Source organism: Duganella sp. AC237, from assembly GCF_979254035.1.
In genome coordinates this window covers 252,112-274,207 of the sequence record NZ_CEEDEW010000003.1, presented here as the reverse complement: position 1 = coordinate 274,207, position 22,096 = coordinate 252,112, and the positions used below count along the sequence as shown (strand labels likewise).

The window sequence follows — 22,096 nt, the reverse complement described above, 5'->3', positions numbered from 1 at the left end:
GACGCGCGGGCGTTGCGCTTTCTAGAATGGACGCACCTATTCCACCAAGTCGAAACAGGAGCCTAGCCATGCGTAACATCGAACATATCTACATCAACGGACAATTCGTTATCCCCCACGGGACGGAGATGGCCGATCTCGTCAACCCCACCACCGGCCAGCTGACCGGCCAAGTGCGTCTGGGCGATGTCGAGGACACGCGCCGCGCCATCGCCGCCGCCAGGGCGGCCTTCCCGGCGTTTTCTCGTACTACGAAGGAGGAACGCGGCGCGTATCTGCAAAAGCTGCACGACGCCGTGGCCGCGCGCGCGGACGATGCGGCGCAGGCGCTCGTCGAGGAGTACGGCGGTCCACTCAAGACCAGCGTCGGACGATCGCGCTACACCGCCAAGATGTTTTTGGATGTGAAAAAGGTGATGGAGGATCATGCCTTCGTCAAAACCGTCGGCGTCTCGAAGGTGATGCTGGAGCCGGTGGGCGTGGTCGGCATCATCACACCGTGGAACTCGAGCGCCTGGTTCATCGCCAACAAGGTCGCCACCGCCATCGCGGCCGGCTGCACGGTGGTGGTCAAGCCGAGTGAATTGAGCGCGGTGCAGAACCAGATCCTCACCGAATGCTTCCACGCGGCCGGACTGCCGCCGGGGGTCATCAACATCGTCAATGGGCGCGGCGACGTGGTCGGCGCCGAGATCAGCGCCCATCCCGGCATCGACAAGATCTCGTTCACCGGCTCCACCCTGGTCGGCAAGACCATCGCGCGGGCGGCGGTCGATACGATGAAGCGCGTGACGCTGGAGCTGGGCGGGAAAAGCGCCAACGTGCTGCTCGACGACGCCGACTTCGATAAGGCGATACCGATGGCGATCCAGGCCTGCTTCATGAACAACGGCCAGGCGTGCATCGCGGGCACGCGCTTGCTGGTGCCGGCGCACAGGCTGGAACAGGTCAAGCGGCTGGCCAGGGCGGCGGCGGAAGCGGTGACGGTCGGCGATCCGCGCGATGCCGGCGTGGCGCTGGGTCCTATCGTCACCAGCAAGCAGTATGAGCGCGTGCAGCACTACATCCACATCGGCATCGAGGAAGGCGCGGAGCTGCTGACCGGCGGTCCTGGCAAGCCGCAAGGGCTGGAGGCGGGCTACTTCGTCAAGCCGACGGTATTTGCCAACGTCACGCCGTCGATGACCATCGCCAGGGAGGAGATCTTCGGGCCGGTGCTGTCGATACTCACCTACGGGACCGAGGACGAAGCGGTCGCCATCGCCAACGATACGCCGTATGGATTGCAGGCCTATGTCAGCTCGACGGACTTGGCGCACGCGAATCGGATAGCCGGGCGATTGATCGCGGGCCGGGTACATATCAACGGCATGCACGACGACTTGATCGCGCCGTTCGGCGGCTTCAAGCAGTCGGGCATCGGCCGCGAATTCGGTCCCTACGGCCTGGATGCGTATCTAGAGCCGAAGGTCATCCTTGGCGAAGCAGCACAGTATCCGGACTGAGATCGAGCAGGTCATCGACGTGGCGGAAGATGCGCTGCGGATGCTGGGCGGCCAGCGCGTCGACATTGTTGAAGCCCCAGGCCACGCCGCCGAAGCCGATGCCGGTGTCGCCGGCCGCCTTGGCGTCGCGGATCTCGTCGCCGATCAGCATCGCGTGCTCTGGCGCGATGCCTGTGGCGGCGAGCACCTTGCGTATTTTGGACGGCTTGCCGAACAGCGCGGCGCCGCATTCCACATGGTTGAACAGCGCCATGAGCTCCGGCCCGAGGATGGCGCGCACATTACCCGGGGAGTTGGAGGTGACGATGGTGAGCGTCGCGCCCTGCGCGTGCAAGGCGCGCAACATACGGTCGATGCCGGCGAAGAGTTTGATGTTGGCAATATCGTCGGCCATGCGGGCGCGCATGAAGCGCGCGATGGCCGGCACTTTCCATAGCGGGATATCGTGATGCGCCATGATCTGTCGGGCATCCAGTCCACGTAAAACACTCTGGCGTTCGCGGTCGAGGCGTTTGAAGCGGTACTTGTCGGCGGCCTGGTCGAACACGCGCACGAAGCTGGGAAAGGTATCGGCCAGCGTGCCGTCGAAATCGAAGATGATGAGCTTGCTGGACATAGGAAACACGTAGGGCGGATTAGCGTAGCGTAATCCGCCATGCATGAGTCGTCAACAGCTCATGCATGGCGGATTACGGCGTTCCGCCTAATCCGCCCTACGTGTCACAACAATTACGCTAAGCGCTGCTCGAGCTCGGCTTTCACTGCGGTCAGTTCCTTCGGCAGGTGGTAGGCCAGCTTGGTGAACAGTTCTTCGTGCAGTTTCAACTCTTCACGCCAGGCGTCCTTGTCGATCGAGGTGATCGTTTCGAACTCTTCCGGCGAGAACGGGATGCCGTCCCACTTCAGGTCGCCAAAGCGCGGGGTGGTGCCGAAGATGTTTTCGATACCGCCGGCCGCGCCTTCGATGCGTTCCAGCATCCACTTCAGTACGCGCATGTTGTCGCCGAAGCCGGGCCAGACGAAGTGGCCCTGGTCGTCGGTGCGGAACCAGTTGACGCAGTAGATCTTCGGCAACGTGGCGGCGTTGACCTTGCCCAGCTTTTCGCCCAGGTTCAGCCAGTGCTGGAAGTAGTCGCTCATGTTGTAGCCCATGAACGGCAGCATCGCGAACGGATCGCGGCGCACGATGCCCATCTGGCCGGCGGCGGCGGCGGTCGTTTCCGATCCCATCGTCGCGGCCATGTAGACGCCTTCGACCCAGTTGCGCGCTTCGGTGACGAGCGGCACGGTGGTCGAGCGGCGGCCGCCGAAGATGAAGGCCGAGATCGGCACGCCGGCCGGATCGTCCCAGGCCGCGTCGATCACCGGGTTCTGCTTGGCGGCGACGGTGAAGCGGGCGTTCGGGTGCGCGGCTTTGGTGCCGGCGTCCGGCGTCCAGTCCTTGCCCTGCCAGTCGATCAGGTGCGACGGTGCTTCCTTGGTCAGGCCTTCCCACCAGACGTCGCCGTCGTCGGTCAGCGCGACGTTGGTGAAGATGGTGTTTTCACGCATCGAGGCCATGCAGTTGAAGTTGGTCTTTTCGTTGGTGCCGGGGGCAACGCCGAAGTAACCGGCTTCCGGATTGATCGCGTACAGGCGGCCGTCGGCGCCCGGCTTGATCCAGGCGATGTCGTCGCCGATGGTGGTGACTTTCCAGCCGTCGAAGCTCGCCGGCGGGATCAGCATGGCGAAGTTGGTCTTGCCGCAAGCCGACGGGAAGGCCGCCGCGACGTAGTGCTTCTTGCCTTCAGGCGATTCGACGCCGAGGATCAGCATGTGTTCGGCCAGCCAGCCCATGCCGTCCTTGGCCGCGTCCTGGTGGCCCATGTTGGAGGCGATGCGCAGCGCGAAGCATTTCTTGCCCAGCAGCGCGTTGCCGCCGTAGCCCGAACCGTAGGACCAGATTTCGCGGGTCTCAGGGTAGTGGACGATGTATTTGGTCGGGTTGCATGGCCATGCGACGTCTTTTTGGCCGGCGGTGAGCGGCGCGCCGACGGTGTGCACGCACGGCACGAACTCGCCGTCGGTGCCCAGCACGTCATAGACGGCCTTGCCCATGCGCGTCATGATGCGCATGTTGACGGCGACGTAAGGCGAGTCGGACAGTTCGACGCCGATGTGCGCGATCGGCGAACCTAGCGGGCCCATCGAGAACGGCACGACGTACATCGTGCGGCCGACCATGCAGCCGTCGAACAGTGGATTGAGGGTCGCGCGCATTTCTGCGGGGTCCATCCAGTTGTTGGTCGGGCCGGCTTCTTCCTTGGTGGTCGAGCAGATGTAGGTGCGGTCTTCGACGCGGGCGACGTCGGTCGGATCGGAGCAGGCGAGGTAGGAATTCGGACGCTTTTCCTGGTTCAGCTTTTTCATGGTGCCGGCGGCGACCATTTCGGAACACAGGCGGTCGTACTCTTCCTGCGAGCCGTCGCACCAGTAAATGCGGTCCGGTTTGGTCAACGCGGCGATTTCCGCCACCCAATTGATCAGTTTTTGTTGTTTGATGTAAGCTGGGACGTTCAATGTGGCAACGCCACCCATGACGGGCTGATTCATAGTACCTCCAATACAATTAAGAATTCTTTGGTCCCTACGCGGCAGGATCGTCGTCAGCTTGTGGCTTGCGCTCGGAAGCCCATTCGAAATGGGTCGGCGGATCACGGCGGTCTTGTCGAAAGCGCCAGTGTCTGCACTGGCGCGCAACTCTTTTTGATGGGGAGTTGTTCATTTTTTGAGCGATTGTACACCCGTCAATAGGCGATTCAATCAAAAATGTAGGAGAATTGGTTGACTAAAGTAGTAAGCTATTCCGGTTCTTTCTGACACTGTTATTTCGCTACGAATTTCATTATAAGATCGGCTAACTCCCATGAAAATCGCTATTCTCGATGATTACCAGAACGCAACCGCCACGCTCGCCTGCTATGATTTATTGCGCGGGCATGATGTCAAAGTGTTCAATAACACAACAAAAGGGCTGGGACAACTGGCAATCCGGTTGGCGCCATTCGACGCTTTGGTGCTCATCCGTGAGCGCACTACATTGAATCGGGCGCTGTTGAACAAGCTGCCGAACCTCAAGCTGATTTCGCAGACGGGCAAGCTGGCGGGACACGTCGATGTGGCCGCCGCGACCGAGCTGGGCATCGCCATCGCCGAGGGCGTCGGTTCGCCCACCGCGCCCGCCGAGCTGACGTGGGCGCTAATCATGGCCGCCGCGCGCAAGATCGTGCCCTACGCAACCAATCTGAAGGATGGGCTGTGGCAGACCGCCTCGGTCAACCCGCAGCTGAATGGACTGGGCGTCGTGCTCAAGGGACGTACGCTTGGAATTTGGGGCTACGGCAAGATCGGCCAGTTGATCGCCGGCTACGGCCGGGCATTCGGCATGAAGGTGGTGGTCTGGGGCAGCCAGGGCAGCCGCGACAAGGCGGTGGCAGACGGCTACGCGGCTGCTGCGTCGCGCGAGGCGTTCTTTGGCGAGGCCGATGTGCTGAGCCTGCACCTGCGGCTGCATCCGGACACGCGCGGCATCGTCACGGCGGACGATCTGGCGCGCATGAAGCCGACGGCGCTGTTCGTCAACACCAGCCGCGCCGAGCTGGTGGCGCCCGACGCGCTGGAGCAGGCGCTCAACAAAGGCCGGCCCGGCTGCGCGGCGATCGACGTGTTCGAGACCGAGCCGCTGGAGGCGACGTCCCCGCTGCTGCGCATCCCCACCGTGCTGGCGACGCCGCACCTGGGTTACGTGGAGCAGGACAGCTACGAGCTGTACTTCCGCCACGCGTTCCAGAACATCGTCGATTTCGCGAACGGCACTTGCGACAAGATCAACAACCCGGAATACAAGGCCAACGCGCGGATGTAAAACGCCCTCTCATCGCTGGGCGGCAAGGACTAATCGGTCTGCTCCGGCACTTCCGGCAGGCCGGTCAGGTTGATGCGCGGCGCCGGCATCACGTGCACCTTGTTCCACAGGCCGGCCCAGCCGGGCGGCCAGCCGATCTCCGGCCCCGCGTACGGCGGCAAGGTCGCGCGCACCGGGATCACCGGCACCGCCGGCACGTCCGTCAGCGGCCCGCCGTCGGGACGCTGCATGTCCAGACTGTACATATACCCTGGCAGCAGCGCCTCGCACACGCTGTCGAACCACGCGGTGTGGTCCTCGTCGCGCCCCAGCGCCTGCGCCAGCCCCTGCGGGTCGAACTTGGCCAGCGCGTGGATCAGCTCCTCCGTGGTGGCGCCGGGCGAATCGCCCCAGCCCATTACCGGGTTGACGTTGTAGTCCGCCCCGGAGCCGTACCAACCCTCGCGCCACGAGCGCTGCATCCAGTCGCGCCGACCGGTGAACAAATGCCAGCGCCAGTGCAAGCCGGACGGCTTGGGCCAGGAATACAAATAGAGCCGTTGATACCCCGCCTTGTGCAGCGCGCGCACCACCGCCATCAGCCGCGCGTGGGGCATGCGGTCGGGCGGCGCGCGGCGGAACAGGATCGCCTCGCCGTCGGCGAACTGCACCTCGTCGGTGGACAGGTTCAGGTCGAGCGTGCGCGACTCGCTGCCGAAGCGGGCGGAGATCCAGCCGGTCAGCAGATTGACCGTCGTGATGACGCCGTAGCCGCGATGGCGATGAAAAATAACAGTTCCGGGAGCAAGGGCTTTCATGGTGCGGAGGCGGACAAAAGAAACCAGTGTAGACCTAGTATGCCCAACTTTCCAGCCCGCCGCTCCCTCTTTTTTACGCTGCGGTGTAGCCGGGGGTTTGGGTTATGATGCAGGTCATTTTCCTTAGCTTGAGCTTTTATTATGACCCTGCGCATCCTCGCCACCGGCGGCACCTTCGACAAACATTACAACGAATTGAACGGCTCCCTGGGCTTCGCCGAGAGCCACGTGCCGGCGCTGCTGGAACGCTGCCGCCTGACCGTCGATGTGGCGCTTGAAACATTGCCGCTGATGGATTCGCTCGACATGGTCGACGCCGACCGCGAACGCATCCTGGCCTCGTGCCGCGCCGCGCCGGAGAAGGCGATCGTGATCATCCACGGCACCGACACCATGCCGCAAACGGCCATGGTGCTCGGGCCAGCGGAACTCGGCCAGACGATCGTGCTGACCGGCGCGATGATCCCCTACGAGATCGCCAATTCGGACGCGCTGTTCAACCTCGGCTTCGCCTGCGGCGTAGCGCAAACCTTGCCGCCCGGCGTGTATGTGGCGATGAACGGCAAGATCTTCGCATGGGATAACGTGCAAAAGAACAAAGCGGCCGGCGTGTTCCAGCCGCTGTAAACCCGCACGGCAAACCAGGGTCGGACCCCGTACGGGGTCCGACCCTTAGGTGGCGGTGCACGCGTATAGGCAAAGGCGTAGCGGGTTATTCAGACGTAAAAAAGCCGCGACATCCTGCGATGTCGCGGCTTTTTTTATCCCAAACCTTAGGCTTTCGCTTCGCCGCCCAATGCCTCGACGACGTCGGCCATCAGCTTGTTCAGCTCGCCCGTCATCAGCATGAAGTCGCCGTCGAAACGCTCTTCGTCGTTCTTGGTGCTCGATTCCTTTTCGGCGATCACGTCCAGCGGCTTGATGCCCTTGATCGCCAACGATTCGGTCAGCACGAAGGAAATCTTGCTGTCCCACGTCATGGCCAGACGCGTGCACTGCTTGCCGGCGGCAATGTGGCGGCGCACCTCGTCCGCTTCCAGCGTGTGGCGCACATAGCGCACGGCGGCCTTGCTCTCGCCGGTGGCGCGCAGCTCGGTGTCCATGTCGACCGTGAAGCCGGCCGGGGCGTCGTCCGCCTGCAGCCACTCGGTCATCACGCCCACCGGCGAGCGCTGTACGCGCAGGCTTTCCAGCGGCAGTTTATCGACAGCCTTCAGCAACAGCTTGATCACTTCGTCGGCCTTGGCAGGGCTGGCCGCGTCGACCACCAACCAACCGTTGACCGGGTCGATCCAGGTCCAGACGTTGCTGCGGATCGAGAACGCGCGCGGCAACAACTCGTCGGCGACGCGTTCTTTCAATTCTTTCATGGCTTTCTTGCCAGGAGCGAAACCTTGCGCTTCTTCCATTTCGGCCGCGCGGGCCTTGGCGACCTGGTTGATCACGGTCGACGGCAGCAGTTTTTTCTCCGTGCCCAGCAGAATCAGCATTTGCTTGTTCACCACGTGCACCAGGCCGCCGTTCGGGCGCGGCGTGTCCCAACCCTGGCGCAGCAACTCGTTGCTGCTGGCTGGTACGAAGGAGTGGGGAGCGAGGGCGGCTTCCAATTGTTCAGGGGTATAGGCCCAAGGGGCCGGCAGACGGTAAATCTGAAGATTCTTAAACCACATGAGTGAGTGCCTTGTTCAGTAATGCCAGGGGAGCGCCATTTTACACGGTGGCGGCCGCCCCCGACCGATTGTGGTGGGATTGAAACTATGCGAACAGGTCGCCCTGCACGCCGCGCCGGGCGTGCGTTGCGCCTTCCGGCGGCGGCGGTTCGAGCGTGCTGGCCCGTACGCCCAGCAGCCGCAGGCGCCGTTCCAGCGGCACGCGCTTGAGGCATTCGCGCGCCGCGTGCAGGATGGCGGTCGGGTCCGCCACTGGCTGCGGCAGGGTGACGTTGCGGCTGACGATCTGGAAATCGTCGAAGCGCAGCTTGATGCTGATGGTGCGGCTGACGTAGCCCTTGCGTTTGAGGTCGTCCGCCAGCCGGTCGCACAGCGACGTCAGGATGCCGGACAGCGCGCCCCGGTCCTGGCGCGCGTGCAGGTCGCGCTCGAAGGTGGTTTCGCGGCTGATCGACTTGCTCTCGGAGCTGGTGGAGATTTCACGGTGGTCGATGCCGCGCGCGGCCGTGGCCAGCCAGCCGGCGTAGTGCGCGCCGAAGTGGTCCTGCAACAGGCCGGCGTCGGCGGCGGCCAACTGGCCGATGGTTTCGATGCCGAGCGCGGCCAGTTTCTCCGTGGCCTTGGGGCCGATGCCGTTGATCTTGCGCACGCCGAGAGGCCAGATGCGCGCCGGGATGTCGTCGTAGCCGAGGATGGTCAGGCCGTTGGGCTTTTCCAGGTCGGAACAGATTTTCGACAGCAGTTTGTTGGGCGTGATGCCGATCGAGCAAGACAGGCCGGTGGCGTCGCGCACGGCCTGCTTGATGCGCTGCGCCAGTTCGCGCGTTTCGCCCTCGACGCGGGTGAGGTCGATATAAATCTCGTCGATGCCCCGGTCCTCGAAGTCCGGCGCGATCGACGCCACGGCGGCCTTGAACAGGCGTGAGAAATGGCGGTAGGCGTCGAAGTTGACCGGCAGCAGAATCGCGTCGGGCGCCAGCTTGGCGGCCTTCATCATGCCCATGGCCGAGCCTACGCCCAGCGCGCGCGCCTCGTAGGTGGCGGTGGTGATGACGCCGCGGCCGACATAGTCGCGCAGGCGGGCGTAGCGGTGCGTGCCGTCCTCCTGCAACACCGGCTGGGCGTCGCGCCCGCCGCCGATCACCACCGGCTGGCCGCGCAGGTCCGGGTAGCGCAGCAGCTCCACGGAGGCGTAGAACGCATCCATGTCGAGGTGGGCGATGCGCCGGGTATCGTCAGTCATGTGCCAGATTTGGAACTAATTACTGTGAATTCATACAGTATCCACGGAAATTGCCCAGGCTGCAAGTCCAGGCCAGCAATCAACCCGGCCGCCGAACCCCAGCCACCACCAGCACCGCACCCGCCACAAGGCTGGCCGCCAGCAAATAAATGCCGTTGGCCGTGCTGTGCGTGGCGTCCTTGATCGCGCCGACCAGGTACGGGCTGACGAAGCCGGCGAGGTTGCCGACCGAGTTGATCAGCGCGATGCCGGCCGCCGCCGCCGCGCCGCCCAGCATCGCCGTCGGCAGGCTCCAGAAAATCGGGAACGTCGTCAGGATGCCGGCTGTCGCCACGCTCAGCGCCGCCATCGCGATAACGGTGTTGTCGCTGTAGACGGTGGCGACGATCAGTCCCAGCGCACCGGCCAGCGCGGCCACCGCCGCGTGCCAGCGCCGCTCGCCGCTGCGGTCCGAGTGGCGCGCGGCCAGCACCATGACCACCGCCGCGACGAAATACGGAATGGCTGTCAGCAGGCCGATGGTGAAGACATCGTCGATGCCGCTGTTCTTGACCAGCTGCGGCAGCCAGAAACTGACGCCATACAATCCCATCACGAACAGGAAGTACACCAGCGCCAGCAGCCATACCTTGCCGTTGCTGAACAACTGCGCGAGCGGCATGTGCTGTTGTTGCTTGCGGTCTTCGGCGATCGCTTGCTCCAGCTGTTGCTTGTCGCCTTCACTGAGCCACTTGGCCGCGCGGATGCCGTCGTCCAGATAGAACAGCGTCCAGATACCGAGCAACATCGACGGCACGCCTTCGAGCAGGAACAGCCACTGCCATCCGCTCAAGCCGTGCAGCCCGGCGAAGGTTTTCATGATCCAGCCCGACAGCGGACCGCCCACCACGCCGGCCACGGCCACGCCGCTCATGAACAACGCCACCATGCGCGCGCGGCGGTGCGCCGGATACCAGTAGGTCAGGTAGAGGATGATGCCGGGGAAGAAGCCCGCCTCGGCCGCGCCGAGCAGGAATCGCAGCACGTAGAAACTGACGACGCTGTCAACGAACATCATCGCCGACGAGATCACGCCCCAGCTGATCATGATGCGGGCGATCCAGATGCGCGCGCCGGTGCGCGTCATCAGCAAGTTGGACGGCACCTCGAACAGGAAGTAGCCAACGAAGAAGATGCCGGCGCCGATGCCGTACACGGTATCGCTGAAGCGCAGGTCCGACAGCATCTGCAATTTGGCGAAGCCGACGTTGACGCGGTCGAGATAGGCGGCCACGTAGCACAGGAACAGGAACGGCATCAGCCGCCAGCTGACGCGGCGGTACAGGCTGTCGAGGGGATCGCTACTGGTGTCGTTGCGCCGCATGGGGTCTCTTTCTTCGTGGTTCGTCGCGGCCCTATCTTGACACCCCCAAACAGGCGCGCGGGCAATTTTTCTAAATTATTTACAAAACCCCTTGCGGAACCGATAAACCAGCTTGTAGAATACGGCCTCGTTCAGCAGTTGTAGCAGTTAAATGAAACAACGCTGATAAGTTTTCTGGGTGCTTAGCTCAGTTGGTAGAGCGGCGCCCTTACAAGGCGTAGGTCGGGAGTTCGACCCTCTCAGCACCCACCAGAGAAAACGATAAAACGAATTAGGAGTGGTAGTTCAGTTGGTTAGAATACCGGCCTGTCACGCCGGGGGTCGCGGGTTCGAGTCCCGTCCACTCCGCCAACATTCCTTAAGGGCCCGATTTCGATCGGGCCCTTATTCATTTCCGCTTCAGAAAACGCTACACCGCCACCCGCTCCAGCGCCGCGACGAACTGGTCGACCTGCGCCTCGGAGGTGAAGATCGACGGCGTCACGCGCACGCACGCGCCGGAGGCGAGGCCGTCGCGCATGACGGTGAATACGCGATGCTCCCGCAACAGGCGCCGGGACAGGGCGAGATTATCGGCCACCGACGCGCGGCCCTTCAAACGGAACGACGAAATCGCGCTGGTCAGACGCGGATCGGCGGAAGCCAGCACCTCAACACCCGCCATCCCGCGCACCTGCTCGACCCATCGGTTGCGCAGCCGATGCAGCCTGGCCTGCTTGTTGGCGACACCAATGCGCTGATGCAGATCCAGCGCCACCGGCAACGACAAATACGCGGCGAAGTTGATGGTGCCGGTGTGCACCCGCGTGCGGATATCGTCGCCGGCGGCCTCGCCCATGTACGGATCGATATCGGCCACGCGCCCGCGCCGGATATAGACAGCGCCGACGCCGACCGGCGCGCCGATCCACTTGTGCAGATTAATGCCGACGAAATCCGCCTGCAAATCCGGGATGCGCATGTCGAGCTGGCCGAAGCCGTGCGCCGTGTCGACGATTGTGTCGATGCCGCGCTCGCGCGCCATGCGGCTGATCTCGGCCACCGGCAGCACCATGCCGTTGCGGTGGTTGACGTGGGTGAGCAGCATCATGCGCAGCCCGGGATGCCGGTCCATCGCCTGCGCGTAGCAATCGATCAGCGATTGGTATGTGGCCGGCTCCGGCATGGCGATGGACACCACCTCGACGCCGCGCCGCTCCTTGAGCCAGTGCACGGCCTTGATCATGTTGTCGTAGTCGATGTCGGCGCACAGCACCACGTCGCCGGGACGCAGCTTGTTGTAGCCGCCGATCAGCGCCAGCAACGCCTCGGTGGCGCCACGCGTGAAGACGATCTCGTCGCGCTCGACGCCCAGCGCCTGGGCGGCACGCGCGCGCGCCGCCTCGTACTCGGCCGGAAACTGCACGCGGCCGTAGTAGGCGTTGCCGCGATTGGCTTCCAGCGTGTGGCGCTCGTAGGCCTCGGCCACCGGCCGCGCCATCGAGCCCCAATAGCCGTTATCGAGCATCGTCACCTCGTCGGTGATGTCGTACAGGTCCGCCACCGATTGCCAGTAGTCGGTATCGGCGGCCAGCGATTCCGGCCCCAGTAGCGGGCGCACCGGAAATGCCGGCGAGGTGTTCGACGCCATCGCACCGGCCGGCACCAAGGACAAAGGTAAGGACAACATCGCTCCGGCGCGCAGCAAGGCGCGCCGGCTCAAATCAGGCTGGCTCAAAACTTCACCGTGTAGTCGATGTAGAGATTGCGGCCATCGGTATCGTAAGGCGCGTTGCGCGAGTAGATCAGGCCACGGCTGGCCTGGAACACCGCTTCGTCCGGGTACTTATTGAGGACGTTGTCGACGCCGAAGCGCAGCGCGTGGTTCTTGGCGATCTTGACGCTGGCCGCGAGGTCGAGGAAGCGCATCGCGCCGAAACGCTGGAAGATGTCGCCGGTGGCGTTGCCGGTGCTGTCGGTCCAGGCGCCGTAGTGGCGCAGGCGCGCCAGGGCGCTCCAGGCGCCGAGGTCGTAGGTGGCGCTGACGGTCGCCTTCTGGCGCGGCAGGCGCTCCTCGAACACGGTGCGCTGGCTGGCGTTGGTGGCGACGCTCGAACTGCCGCTATCGACCTTGGTGCTGTTGTAGTTGAACGCGGCGGTGAAGTTGAGTTTGCCGTCGCCGACGCGGCTCAGGTAGCTGCCGACCACATCGACGCCGCGCGTGGTGGTGTCGAAGTCGTTGGTGAAATAGCTGACCGAGGTGTAGCGCAGCGGATTGGCGACGCCGGCCGGCACGGCAAACGAGGCCGACGTGCTGAAACGGTCGCGCAGCTTGATGTCGTACAGGTCGACCGAACCGGACAGGCCCAGCGCCGTCTTCCACGTGAAGCCCAGCGACAGGTTCTTCGATTTTTCCGGCTGCAGCGGCTTGGCGCCCAGCGCGACGGCCAGCGGATCGCCGTTCGACAGGCGGCCGGTGGTGAACACCAGCAAGGTCTTGGTGTCGAGGCCCTGGCTGGTGCTGTTGGTGTTGAGCTGGCCCGGCGTCGGCGCGCGAAAGCCGGTCGAGTACGAGCCGCGCAACGCGAAGTCCGGCGACAACGCCAGGCGCGCCGACAGCTTGCCGTTGAGCGTGTCGCCGAATTCGGAGAAGTCCTCGTAGCGCAACGCCGCGCCCACGGTGATCATCGTGCTGAGCGGCGCCTCGACGTCGAGGTAGGCGGCGTAGCTGTCCTGCCCCCAGCTGCCGGCCTGGCGGTCGCTGAAGCCCGGCGCGCCGTTGGAGTTGGCGTCCAGCCCGGCGGCCGCGCCCGGCCCCACCGCGTACGACGCCGGATCGCCGGCCCGGACCTTGTAGGTCTCGTTGCGGTACTCGGCGCCGAAGGCGACGTTCACCGGCTGCGCCAGCGCCGGCGTACGCCACTCGTAGTTGAAGTTGGCGTTGACCAGCTTTTCCTGCTGCGTCAGGCGGCCCAGGTAGAACGAGGTCGGGCTGTTCGGTCCGAGCGAGGCGTTGATCGAGTTGTGCAGGCCGTAATCGATGGCGTTGGCGCCGTACGACGCGCTGACATCCCACGCCAGCGCCTCGCTGAAGCGGCCGCGCACGCCGGCCAGCACTTGCAGGTCATCCTGCTTGTTGGTGTACTGCGGGCTAAAGCCCAGCGGATAAATGCTGCGCACGTCCCAACCCGGGAACACGGCGCCGGTCTTGTAGACGCTGGTGCTGGTGTCGGGATTGCGCCAGTTGAAATCGGACGTGCCATCGCTGTGGCCGACCAGGCCGTGGCCATACAGCACGGTGTCGCCCGCCAGGCCCAGGCTGGCGTTTAAGCCGGCGCGCTGGCTCTCCAGCTCCGGCTGGCCCCAGCGCTGCACCGGATTGGGCACGGCCAGGGTCGGATGCGCGGCCTGGAAGGCGATCGCGTCCGGACGCTGACGGGTGCGCGAGGTCGGGTCCGACTTCGCCGCCTCGGCAAACAGCAGCACGCGGCCGTCGTCGCCGAACGCGAAACCGTATTTGGCGTTGAGTTCGTTGGACTTGCCGTCGCCCTCGCTGTACTGCGCATGGCGCGCGGTCAGCTCGCCGCCGACCGAGTCGTCGAGAATGATGTTGATGACGCCGGCGATCGCATCCGAGCCGTACTGGGCGGAGGCGCCGTCGCGCAGCACCTCGATGCGCTTGATGGCGCTGGTCGGAATCTGCGCCAGATCCGGCGCCTGGGCGCCGCGCGCGCCAAGCAAGGCGCTGCGGTGGAAGCGGCGGCCATTGACCAGCACCAAGGTCTGGTCCGGCGACAGGCCGCGCAGCGTGGCCGGACGCACGAACACCTGGCCGTCCGCCATCGGCAGACGCTGCACTACATACGACGGCACCAGTTGCGCCAGCACATCGTTCAGGTCGGACGATTCGACGGCGCCGATTTCCTCGCGGGTGAACACATCGACCGGCGCCAGGGTGTCGAACTGAGTACGGTTGCTGCTGCGGGTGCCGGTCACGATCACCGATTGCTGCGCCTGCGCCACGTCGGCGGATGAGACGGACCCGGCGTTCTGGGCGTGGGCGCCGGGCAATGCGTTGTAGGCGCACAGGGCGGCGGCGATGGCGATTTGGCTGCGTTTGATAGTCATTGGCTCAATCTGGTTAAGAAAAAAATAACCTCAACTTCTATTAATTTCATTCAAGTGGGATGAACGTCGGCGAAGCGGGCGGGCATGAGCTTACAAAACCAGTGTGTCAGGGGCATGACGCGATTCATGCCTGAAATGTACGGCATGTGTGTAATTTGCAAAAATTTCCGCGACTAAAGGCTTTAATGGCGTAAAACCGGCGACAATGTCTGCCATAGGCCGCCAATCGGCAGCGATACCGCGCAATTGCGTTACTTCCCCCACTTGGAGTTTTTTCTCGATGTTCGGCTTTTTCAGGTCCCCCACTTTGTCGCCGCGCTTGCTGCGGCTGAAGGATTCGGCGCTGTTCGCCTCGCTGACGCCCCTCGAACTGAAGACCGTCGATGGCTTGATGCATGAGCGCCGCTATCTCGCCGACGAGATCATCTTCGACGAAGGCGAGGAAGGCCAGGCGCTGTATGTGGTGATGTCGGGCCGGGTGCTGGTCAGCCGCCAGGTGGCTGCCGGACGCGAAGTGGTGGCCGAGCTGTCGGCCGGCTCCTTCTTCGGCGACATGGCGCTGCTGGACGATTCGCCGCGCAACGCCCAGACGCGCGCGCTGGAAAACTGCGAGCTGGCCGTGTTCTTCCGCGCAGACTTCATGGGACTGATGGAAACCGACGCGGTGATCGGCTACAAGATCGCGCTGGCCCTGGCGCGCCACATCGGCACCCGCCTGCGCGAATGGATGGGCGCGGCGCCGCATTTCGAGGCGCTATGACGTTCATGCCCACCCAACAGCGGGCCGGTCCGGTGGTCTGGAGCGGCATCATCGCCGCCACCTGCGCGCTGCTGTTCCTGTTGCAGCAGATGCTGTTCCTGGCGATCCCCTTCCTGTTCGGCATCGTGCTGTACTACATCATGCAACCGCCGATGCAGCGCCTGATCCGCGCCGGCGTGCGCGTGAACGCGGCCATCCTGACGGTCGGTTCGGCGTTCCTGCTGGTGTTGTTGATCGTCATCGTGATCGCCATGCAATGGGATTCCGGCCCCTCCGAGCCGTGGCAGGACATGCTGGGCCGCTACATCACCGGCGGGCTGGAATTCGTGCGCCAGACGATGCTGTCGCTGGAGCGCGAGTTCCCCATCCTGAAGCAGGTCAAGCTGGCGCGCACCGTCAACAGCCGGGTCAACTCGTTCACCGGCACCTTCGTGCAAAAGCACCTGACGGAAATCCTGGTGTCGGTGGCGGCGTGGCTGCCATCGCTGCTGCTGGCGCCGTTTTTGACCTTCTTCTTCCTGCGCGACGGCCTGCGCTTCAAGAAATTCCTCGCGCGCGCGGTGCCGAACGCGTTCTTTGAAAAGACCTTGTGCCTGCTGCACGAAGTCGACCAGACCGCGCACCGCTACTTCCAGGGCCTGGTCAAGCTGACCCTGCTCGACACGGCGGTGCTGGCGCTGGGCCTGTGGGCGATCGGCGTGTCCTCGCCGCTGGTGCTGGGGCTGATCGCGGCGGTGCTGGCGTGGGTGCCGTATGTCGGCTCCATCCTCGGCTGCGTGTTGGTGGTGATGGTCGCCTCGACCGACGTCCCCGGCGATCCGTCGGTGGCCTACCTGGCCATTGGCGTGTTCATCCTGGTGCGCCTGCTGGACGACTTCGTCTTCATGCCGCTGACCCTGGGCCGCAGCCTGCACATCCACCCGCTCATCACGGTGCTGATGATCTTTATTGGCGGCTACGTGGCCGGCGTGGCCGGGCTGATGCTGGTATTGCCGCTGCTCGGCGTGGTCATGGTCGTCGGCGAAACGCTGGGCCGCCTGGTCACCGATGCACGCCTGCGCGCGCGGCACCGCAACGCCATCCACCTGCGCGACAAGCAGGCCAGCATCGACCTCGTCACGTAAAACACCCTGCGGGGGTCAAGTCTGTCATTCAGACACGACCACAGCTGTACGGGACGCCTACTGATCAGGACGTGTCCGAAAGACAGACTTGACCCCGAGGCATGGTCGGACCGCCGCGTGCCGGCGATTTCCATTGACTTTTGAATGAGAATCGTTATCATTCCTGTTTCGGCTGGAATACCAGTAATTACAATCTTTCCCGCCTCCCCCCGTTTTCGCCAAAACTCATAACAGGAATCAATGAATACGCACGCCCGCGCCCACCAGCGTCTCAAACTGAACCAACTCGCCCTCTGCGTGGGACTGGCGATGCCCTTCATCGCCCAAGCACAGATCGCCGACCAGAACAGCGCCGTGCTGCCGCAGGTCGAAGTCACCGCCGACAAGATGAGCGACACCACCGAAGGCACCGGCTCATACACCACCGGCCGCACCCGCACCGCTTTGCCGCTGGGCCTGTCGCTGCGCGACACACCGCAGTCGGTCTCCGTGGTCACCCAGCAGCGCATCGAGGACCAAGGCCTGGTGTCGATCACCGATGTCATCAACAACGTCACCGGCGTTTCGGTCAACCAGTACGAAACCAACCGCGCCGGCTTTACCGCGCGCGGCTTCGACATCACCAATCTGCAAATCGACGGCATCCCGACCACCTGGGAGCAGCCGTGGAGCTCGGGCGAAGTGGCCGGCAGCCTGGCCATCTACGACCGCGTGGAAGTGGTGCGCGGCGCCACCGGCCTGATGACCGGCGCCGGCAATCCGTCGGCCGCCATCAACCTGGTGCGCAAGCGCGCCACCAGCAAGGAGCTGACCGGCTCAGCCGAAATCGGCGTCGGCCGCTTCAGCGAGCGCCGCGCGCTGGTCGACGTGTCGACCCCGCTGACCCAGGCCGGCAACGTGCGCGCGCGCGTGGTCGGCGGGTACCAGGAGGCGGACAGCTGGATGGACTACGCCAGCGACAAGAAAAAGACCATCTATGCAACCGTCGAGGCGGACCTGACGCCGAAGACCTTGCTCTCCGCCGGCTTCAGCCGCCAGGAGACCGATCCGAAAGGCGCGAACTGGGGCGGCCTGCCGTTCTGGTACACCGACGGCACGCGCACCAACTGGCCGATCTCGAAGACGGCCGCCGCGGACTGGAGCGAGTGGCCGACGTCCTACAACAACGGCTTCGCCAACCTCGAACATACCTTCGACAACGGCTGGAAGGTGCGCGCCACCTACAGCCACGGCGACCGCAAGAGCGATTCCCACCTGCTGTACCTGTCGGGCGTGCCCGACCGCGTGACCGGCACCGGCATGTTCGCCTTCTCCGGCTCCTACGTCACCCACACCAAGCAGGACGACGCCGGCCTGCACGCCAGCGGACCGTTCGAGCTGGGCGGACGCAAGCACGAGGCGGCCTTCGGCTATATGCACTCGAAGCAGAAGTTCAACGCCAACAGCCGCGCCGCCGATTTCGGCTCGCAGCCGTCGGGCGTGGGCGACTTCAACAACTGGAACGCGGCAGCCTACCCGAACCCGACCTGGGGTCCGCAGACATTCTACGAAGGCGGCGTCACCAAGCAGGAAGGCTTGTACGGCGTGGCGCGCTTCTCGCTGGCCGATCCGCTCAAGCTGATCCTCGGCGCGCGCGTGACCAACTACGAAAAGGACGTCACGCTCAGCTACGCCGCGCCGTACACGATGAAGTACGACAAGGAAGTGACGCCGTACGCTGGCCTGGTCTACGACCTCAACGACACCTACTCGACCTATGTCAGCTACACCGACATCTTCCAGCCGCAAAGCCAGAAGAATTTCGCCGGCGACTCGCTCGATCCGGTGGTCGGCAAGAGCTACGAGGGCGGCATCAAGGGCGAGCACTTCGGTGGCCGCCTGAACACCTCGCTGGCCGTGTTCCGCATCAAACAGGACAACCTGGCGCAGGAAGCCGGCAACGTAACCCGCCCGGGACAAAGCGTTCCGGAGGTCTACTACCGCGGCGCCGAGGGCGCCACCAGCACCGGCTTCGAGCTGGAGGTGTCGGGCGAACTGGCGCGCGGCTGGAACGCCACCGCCGGCTACACGCAATTCAAGGCGGAAGAGGCCACAGGCGCCGACTTCAACAGCATCTATCCACGCAAGCTGTTCCGCGTGTACACCACCTACCAGCTGCCGGGCCAACTGAGCGGCCTGACGGTCGGCGGCGGCGTCAACTGGGAAGGCCGCACCTACACGGTCGACCCATCGGCGCCGACCAGCACCAAGGGTTTGATCGAGCAAGATTCGTTCAGCCTGGTCAACCTGATGGCGCGCTATGACATCACCAAGCAGCTGTCGGCGCAAGTCAACATCAACAACGCGCTCGACAAGAAACACTTCGGCATGTTCGCCGCGTACGGCGCCATCACTTACGCCGCGCCACGCACCGCGTCGGTGTCGCTGAAGTACCGCTTCTGACCCGCCTGGGACCGCGCCCACGCCGGCGCGGTCTTTTTTGCTTTCTCATTGTTGGAGGTTACCTTGCGCGCCTTCTGGACTTTGGTTCATCGCTACGCCGGCCTGCTCATGGCCGGCTTTTTGTTTATCAGCGGCGTCACCGGCGCCATCATTTCGTGGGACCATGAGCTCGACGACGTGCTCAATCCGCACCTGATGGAAGCCCACACCGAAGGTCCGGCGTTAGCGTCGCTGGCGCTGGCGCGGCAGGTCGAGGCGCGCTACCCGGACGTGCGCGTGTCGTACATTCCGCTGCACGCGCAAAAGGGCGAATCGCTCGCGCTGGGTATCAGTCCGCGCGTCGATCCGGCCACAGGGAAACTGGCCGAGCCGGGCTTCAACCAGGTCTTTGTCGACCCCGTCAGCGGCGCCGAGCTGGGCAAGCGCGAATGGGGCGCGGTGTGGCCGATCACCAAGGAAACCTTCGTCTCGTTCCTGTACCGCCTGCATTACACCCTGCACATTCCCGAAATGTGGGGCATCGACCGCTGGGGCATCTGGCTGCTGGGCGGCATCGCCATCATTTGGACCCTGGATTGCTTCGTCGGCTTCTACCTGACGTTGCCGGTGCGCCGGCGTGGCGCCAATAACGCCGCGCGCGCCATCGCCCGCGACGACATCGCCGGCGACAAGCCGCTACCGGCCGGCAAATCGTGGTGGCAGCGCTGGCAGCCGGCGTGGAAGGTGCGCTGGAACGGCGGCAGCAACAAGCTCAACTTCGACCTGCACCGCGCGTTCAGCCTGTGGACCTGGGCGCTGCTGTTCATCCTCGCCTTCACCGCGTTCTCGCTCAACTTGTACAACGAAGTGTTCGCGCCGGTGATGAAGACGTTCTCGCAGGTCACGCCGACGCCGTTCGACACGCGCCCGATGGCCGACAAGCACCACCCGATCGAGCCGCGCCTGGGCTGCGCCGAAGTGATCGAGCGCGCCAGCAACGAAGCGATCAACCGCAAGTGGGCCGAGCCGGCCGGCGGCGTGTTTTATTCGCAGGAATTCGGCATCTACGGCGTCAGCTTCTTCACGCCCGGCAACGACCACGGCACCGGCGGCGTCGGCACGGCCGCGCTGTATTACGACGGCGCCGACGGCCGCCTGCTGGGCGACCGCCAGCCATGGAAGGGCACGGCGGCGGACATTTTCCTGCAGGCCCAGTTCCCGCTCCATTCTGGCCGCATCCTCGGCCTGCCGGGCCGGATCCTGATCTCGTTCATGGGCGTGGTCGTCGCCATGCTCAGCGTCACGGGCGTGATCATCTGGTGGCGCAAGCGCGCCTCGCGCGTAACGGTAGCGCAAAAGCGCCAGCGCAGCGTGCTGGTTGCCGAGTAGATACTCCAGGGTCAGGTCCACCATTTCTACAGGAGCTCAGCCTTGCCAGGCTATACAGACCAGGCCGTGTAGAAAAAGTGGACCTGACCCCGGAGTTGCTGGGACGTAAAAAAACCGGGAGCTTGCTCCCGGTTTTCATTTGATGCCGCGGTTGCTTACGCGGTCATCGCGTGCTTCTCGGCGGATTCCTCGACCACTTCCTCGTCGTCCGAGCGGATCAGGTGATCGAAGGCCGACAACGCCGCCTTCGCGCCTTCGCCGGTGGCGATGATGATCTGCTTGTACGGCACCGTGGTGACGTCGCCGGCGGCGAACACACCCGGAATCGAGGTCTGGCCACGGGCGTCGACTTCGATCTCGCCGTGGCGCGACAACGCCAAGGTGCCCTTGAGCCACTCGGTGTTCGGCACCAGGCCGATCTGCACAAACACGCCTTCGAGCTCGACCTTTTTCGCTTCGCCCGACACGCGGTCGTTGTAGCTCAGGCCGTTGACGATCTTGCCGTCGCCATGGATCTCGGTGGTCTGCGCCGAGGTGATCACAGTGACATTGGCCAGGCTGCGCAGCTTGCGTTGCAGGACCGCGTCGGCGCGCAGCTCGGCGCCGAATTCGATCAACGTCACATGCTTGACCAGGCCGGCCAGGTCGATCGCCGCTTCGACGCCGGAGTTGCCGCCGCCGATGACCGCCACGCGCTTGCCCTTGAACAGCGGACCGTCGCAGTGCGGGCAGTAGGCGACACCGTGGTTGCGGTATTCCTTTTCGCCCGGCACGTTGATTTCGCGCCAGCGGGCGCCCGTCGCCAGGATCACCGACTTGGCCTTCAAGGTCGCGCCGGTGGCGGTGGTGATCTCGATCAGCTTGCCCGGCACCAGGCTGGCGGCGCGCTGCGTGTTCATGATGTCGACTTCGTATTCCTTGACGTGCTGCTCGAGCGCCACGGCGAATTTCGGACCGTCGGTTTCCTTGATCGAAATGAAGTTCTCGATCGCCAGGGTGTCGAGCACCTGGCCGCCGAAACGCTCGGCCAGCACGCCGGTCTTGATGCCTTTGCGGGCGGCGTACACTGCCGCTGCGGCGCCGGCGGGACCGCCGCCGACGATCAGCACGTCGAACACGTCCTTCTTGCTCAGCTCGGCCGCCTGGCGGGCGCCGGCGTTGGTGTCCAGCTTGGCCAAAATCTCTTCGACATTCGTGCGGCCCTGGCCGAAATGCTCGCCGTTCAGGAACATCATCGGCACCGCCATGATCTGGCGTTCTTCCACTTCTTTCGGGAACACGCCGCCGTCGATGGTGGTGACCTTGATGCGTGGGTTAATCACCGACATCGCGTTGAGCGCCTGCACCACTTCCGGGCAATTGTGGCAGGTCAGCGAGATGAAGGTTTCGAAGGCGTAATCGCCGTCGAGGTTGCGGATCTGTTCGATGACGGCGTCGTCGAACTTGATGGTGTGGCCGCCCACTTGCAGCAGTGCCAGCACCAGCGAGGTGAATTCGTGGCCCATCGGGATGCCGGCGAAACGCACGCCGATATCGGTGCCGGGGCGGTTGATGCTGAACGACGGCTTGCGCTCGGCGTCGTCGGTGCGCTTGACGAGGGTGATCTTGTCGCTCAACAGGACGATTTCCTGGAGCAGTTCTTCCATCTCGCGGGCCTTGGCGCTGTCGTCGAGCGATGCGACGATCTCAATCGGTTGCACCACTTTTTCCAGGTAGGTTTTCAACTGGGCTTTGAGATTTGCATCCAACATGATTTTTTCTTCCTTTTTACAAATATTTAGGCGTATGCCGGGCCGGACGCCCGGTCCGGCAT

The 22,096-nt window shown here is 64.1% G+C and carries 16 protein-coding genes and 2 tRNA genes; 9 read left to right on the top strand and 9 right to left on the bottom strand.

The annotated features are described in order from the left end of the window. Positions 1-68: 68 nt before the first annotated feature. Positions 69-1,505, top strand: coding sequence for an aldehyde dehydrogenase family protein (locus tag AC0IYS_RS01575; RefSeq protein ID WP_471703532.1), 1,437 nt, complete (start codon positions 69-71; stop codon positions 1,503-1,505). Here AC0IYS_RS01575 and AC0IYS_RS01570 read toward each other — a convergent pair. Together AC0IYS_RS01570 and AC0IYS_RS01565 are read right to left on the bottom strand one after the other, a co-directional pair. Further along, entirely contained in the window at positions 1,471-2,121 is a 651-nt protein-coding gene (locus tag AC0IYS_RS01570; RefSeq protein ID WP_471703531.1) for an HAD hydrolase-like protein, read from the bottom strand. The two genes, AC0IYS_RS01575 and AC0IYS_RS01570, sit on opposite strands and share 35 nt — an antisense overlap. Positions 2,122-2,234: 113 nt before the next feature. After that, positions 2,235-4,097: a phosphoenolpyruvate carboxykinase (GTP) gene (locus AC0IYS_RS01565; RefSeq protein ID WP_471703530.1), complete on the bottom strand. Its 1,863-nt coding sequence runs from the start codon at positions 4,095-4,097 to the stop codon at positions 2,235-2,237. A gap of 313 nt (positions 4,098-4,410) precedes the next feature. Between AC0IYS_RS01565 and AC0IYS_RS01560 the strand changes: the two genes are divergently transcribed. Next, positions 4,411-5,409 carry a D-2-hydroxyacid dehydrogenase family protein gene (locus tag AC0IYS_RS01560; protein ID WP_471703529.1) on the top strand — a complete coding sequence of 333 codons (999 nt, stop codon included), beginning with the start codon at positions 4,411-4,413 and terminating at the stop codon, positions 5,407-5,409. A 29-nt stretch (positions 5,410-5,438) separates the two neighbouring features. Here AC0IYS_RS01560 and AC0IYS_RS01555 read toward each other — a convergent pair whose 3' ends face one another. Continuing rightward, a complete protein-coding gene (locus tag AC0IYS_RS01555) occupies positions 5,439-6,206 on the bottom strand; it encodes an L-asparaginase (protein ID WP_471703528.1) in 768 nt (255 codons plus the stop codon). A gap of 141 nt (positions 6,207-6,347) precedes the next feature. Between AC0IYS_RS01555 and AC0IYS_RS01550 the strand changes: the two genes are divergently transcribed. Then, positions 6,348-6,833: an asparaginase domain-containing protein gene (locus AC0IYS_RS01550; protein ID WP_471703527.1), complete on the top strand. Its 486-nt coding sequence runs from the start codon at positions 6,348-6,350 to the stop codon at positions 6,831-6,833. Between the two features lie 146 nt (positions 6,834-6,979). Here the strand turns inward: AC0IYS_RS01550 and AC0IYS_RS01545 are convergent, their stop codons facing one another. From AC0IYS_RS01545 to AC0IYS_RS01535, 3 genes are all read right to left on the bottom strand, one after another. After that, positions 6,980-7,876 carry a recombination-associated protein RdgC gene (locus tag AC0IYS_RS01545; RefSeq protein WP_315216218.1) on the bottom strand — a complete coding sequence of 299 codons (897 nt, stop codon included), beginning with the start codon at positions 7,874-7,876 and terminating at the stop codon, positions 6,980-6,982. 85 nt (positions 7,877-7,961) lie between these two features. Next, a complete protein-coding gene (gene dinB / locus AC0IYS_RS01540) occupies positions 7,962-9,119 on the bottom strand; it encodes a DNA polymerase IV (protein WP_471703526.1) in 1,158 nt (385 codons plus the stop codon). A 79-nt stretch (positions 9,120-9,198) separates the two neighbouring features. Next, positions 9,199-10,482 (bottom strand): MFS transporter, encoded by a 1,284-nt coding sequence (locus AC0IYS_RS01535; protein ID WP_471703525.1) that lies wholly within the window; start codon positions 10,480-10,482, stop codon positions 9,199-9,201. 176 nt (positions 10,483-10,658) lie between these two features. Between AC0IYS_RS01535 and AC0IYS_RS01530 the strand changes: the two genes are divergently transcribed. Both AC0IYS_RS01530 and AC0IYS_RS01525 read left to right on the top strand, forming a co-directional pair. Beyond that, a tRNA-Val gene (locus AC0IYS_RS01530) sits at positions 10,659-10,734 on the top strand. A 22-nt stretch (positions 10,735-10,756) separates the two neighbouring features. Further along, positions 10,757-10,833, top strand: a tRNA-Asp gene (locus tag AC0IYS_RS01525). Between the two features lie 58 nt (positions 10,834-10,891). Here AC0IYS_RS01525 and AC0IYS_RS01520 read toward each other — a convergent pair. Beyond that, positions 10,892-12,199 (bottom strand): aminotransferase class V-fold PLP-dependent enzyme, encoded by a 1,308-nt coding sequence (locus tag AC0IYS_RS01520; protein WP_471703524.1) that lies wholly within the window; start codon positions 12,197-12,199, stop codon positions 10,892-10,894. Further along, entirely contained in the window at positions 12,196-14,589 is a 2,394-nt protein-coding gene (locus tag AC0IYS_RS01515; RefSeq protein ID WP_471703523.1) for a TonB-dependent receptor plug domain-containing protein, read from the bottom strand. The genes AC0IYS_RS01520 and AC0IYS_RS01515 overlap by 4 nt, the downstream gene beginning before the upstream one ends. Positions 14,590-14,869: 280 nt before the next feature. On the opposite strand from AC0IYS_RS01515, the gene AC0IYS_RS01510 reads away from it, so the two are divergent. From AC0IYS_RS01510 to AC0IYS_RS01495, 4 genes are all read left to right on the top strand, one after another. Further along, the gene (locus AC0IYS_RS01510) at positions 14,870-15,349 is read left to right on the top strand and encodes a cyclic nucleotide-binding domain-containing protein (RefSeq protein ID WP_471703522.1); all 480 of its coding nucleotides are present in this window, start codon (positions 14,870-14,872) and stop codon (positions 15,347-15,349) included. Beyond that, complete coding sequence (locus AC0IYS_RS01505) at positions 15,346-16,473, top strand: AI-2E family transporter (RefSeq protein ID WP_471703521.1); 1,128 nt, start codon at positions 15,346-15,348, stop codon at positions 16,471-16,473. Before AC0IYS_RS01510 ends, AC0IYS_RS01505 begins: the two co-directional genes overlap by 4 nt. Before the next feature lie 240 nt (positions 16,474-16,713). Next, a complete protein-coding gene (locus AC0IYS_RS01500; RefSeq protein WP_471703520.1) occupies positions 16,714-18,915 on the top strand; it encodes a TonB-dependent siderophore receptor in 2,202 nt (733 codons plus the stop codon). A gap of 63 nt (positions 18,916-18,978) precedes the next feature. Further along, the gene (locus tag AC0IYS_RS01495) at positions 18,979-20,283 is read left to right on the top strand and encodes a PepSY-associated TM helix domain-containing protein (protein ID WP_471703519.1); all 1,305 of its coding nucleotides are present in this window, start codon (positions 18,979-18,981) and stop codon (positions 20,281-20,283) included. A gap of 155 nt (positions 20,284-20,438) precedes the next feature. Here the strand turns inward: AC0IYS_RS01495 and ahpF are convergent, their stop codons facing one another. Then, positions 20,439-22,034, bottom strand: coding sequence for an alkyl hydroperoxide reductase subunit F (gene ahpF, locus AC0IYS_RS01490; RefSeq protein WP_471703518.1), 1,596 nt, complete (start codon positions 22,032-22,034; stop codon positions 20,439-20,441). Positions 22,035-22,096 lie beyond the last annotated feature (62 nt).

Excerpts from the sequence above, each read along its gene's own strand:
- AC0IYS_RS01545 (WP_315216218.1), bottom strand. The coding sequence starts at position 7,876 with ATGTGGTTTAAGAATCTTCAGATTTACCGTCTGCCGGCCCCTTGGGCC.
- AC0IYS_RS01575 (WP_471703532.1), top strand. The coding sequence starts at position 69 with ATGCGTAACATCGAACATATCTACATCAACGGACAATTCGTTATCCCC.
- AC0IYS_RS01510 (WP_471703522.1), top strand. The coding sequence starts at position 14,870 with ATGTTCGGCTTTTTCAGGTCCCCCACTTTGTCGCCGCGCTTGCTGCGG.
- AC0IYS_RS01555 (WP_471703528.1), bottom strand. The coding sequence starts at position 6,206 with ATGAAAGCCCTTGCTCCCGGAACTGTTATTTTTCATCGCCATCGCGGC.
- AC0IYS_RS01565 (WP_471703530.1), bottom strand. The coding sequence starts at position 4,097 with ATGAATCAGCCCGTCATGGGTGGCGTTGCCACATTGAACGTCCCAGCT.
- AC0IYS_RS01515 (WP_471703523.1), bottom strand. The coding sequence starts at position 14,589 with ATGACTATCAAACGCAGCCAAATCGCCATCGCCGCCGCCCTGTGCGCC.
- AC0IYS_RS01560 (WP_471703529.1), top strand. The coding sequence starts at position 4,411 with ATGAAAATCGCTATTCTCGATGATTACCAGAACGCAACCGCCACGCTC.
- AC0IYS_RS01570 (WP_471703531.1), bottom strand. The coding sequence starts at position 2,121 with ATGTCCAGCAAGCTCATCATCTTCGATTTCGACGGCACGCTGGCCGAT.
- ahpF (WP_471703518.1), bottom strand. The coding sequence starts at position 22,034 with ATGTTGGATGCAAATCTCAAAGCCCAGTTGAAAACCTACCTGGAAAAA.
- AC0IYS_RS01505 (WP_471703521.1), top strand. The coding sequence starts at position 15,346 with ATGACGTTCATGCCCACCCAACAGCGGGCCGGTCCGGTGGTCTGGAGC.
- dinB (WP_471703526.1), bottom strand. The coding sequence starts at position 9,119 with ATGACTGACGATACCCGGCGCATCGCCCACCTCGACATGGATGCGTTC.
- AC0IYS_RS01550 (WP_471703527.1), top strand. The coding sequence starts at position 6,348 with ATGACCCTGCGCATCCTCGCCACCGGCGGCACCTTCGACAAACATTAC.
- AC0IYS_RS01535 (WP_471703525.1), bottom strand. The coding sequence starts at position 10,482 with ATGCGGCGCAACGACACCAGTAGCGATCCCCTCGACAGCCTGTACCGC.
- AC0IYS_RS01500 (WP_471703520.1), top strand. The coding sequence starts at position 16,714 with ATGAATACGCACGCCCGCGCCCACCAGCGTCTCAAACTGAACCAACTC.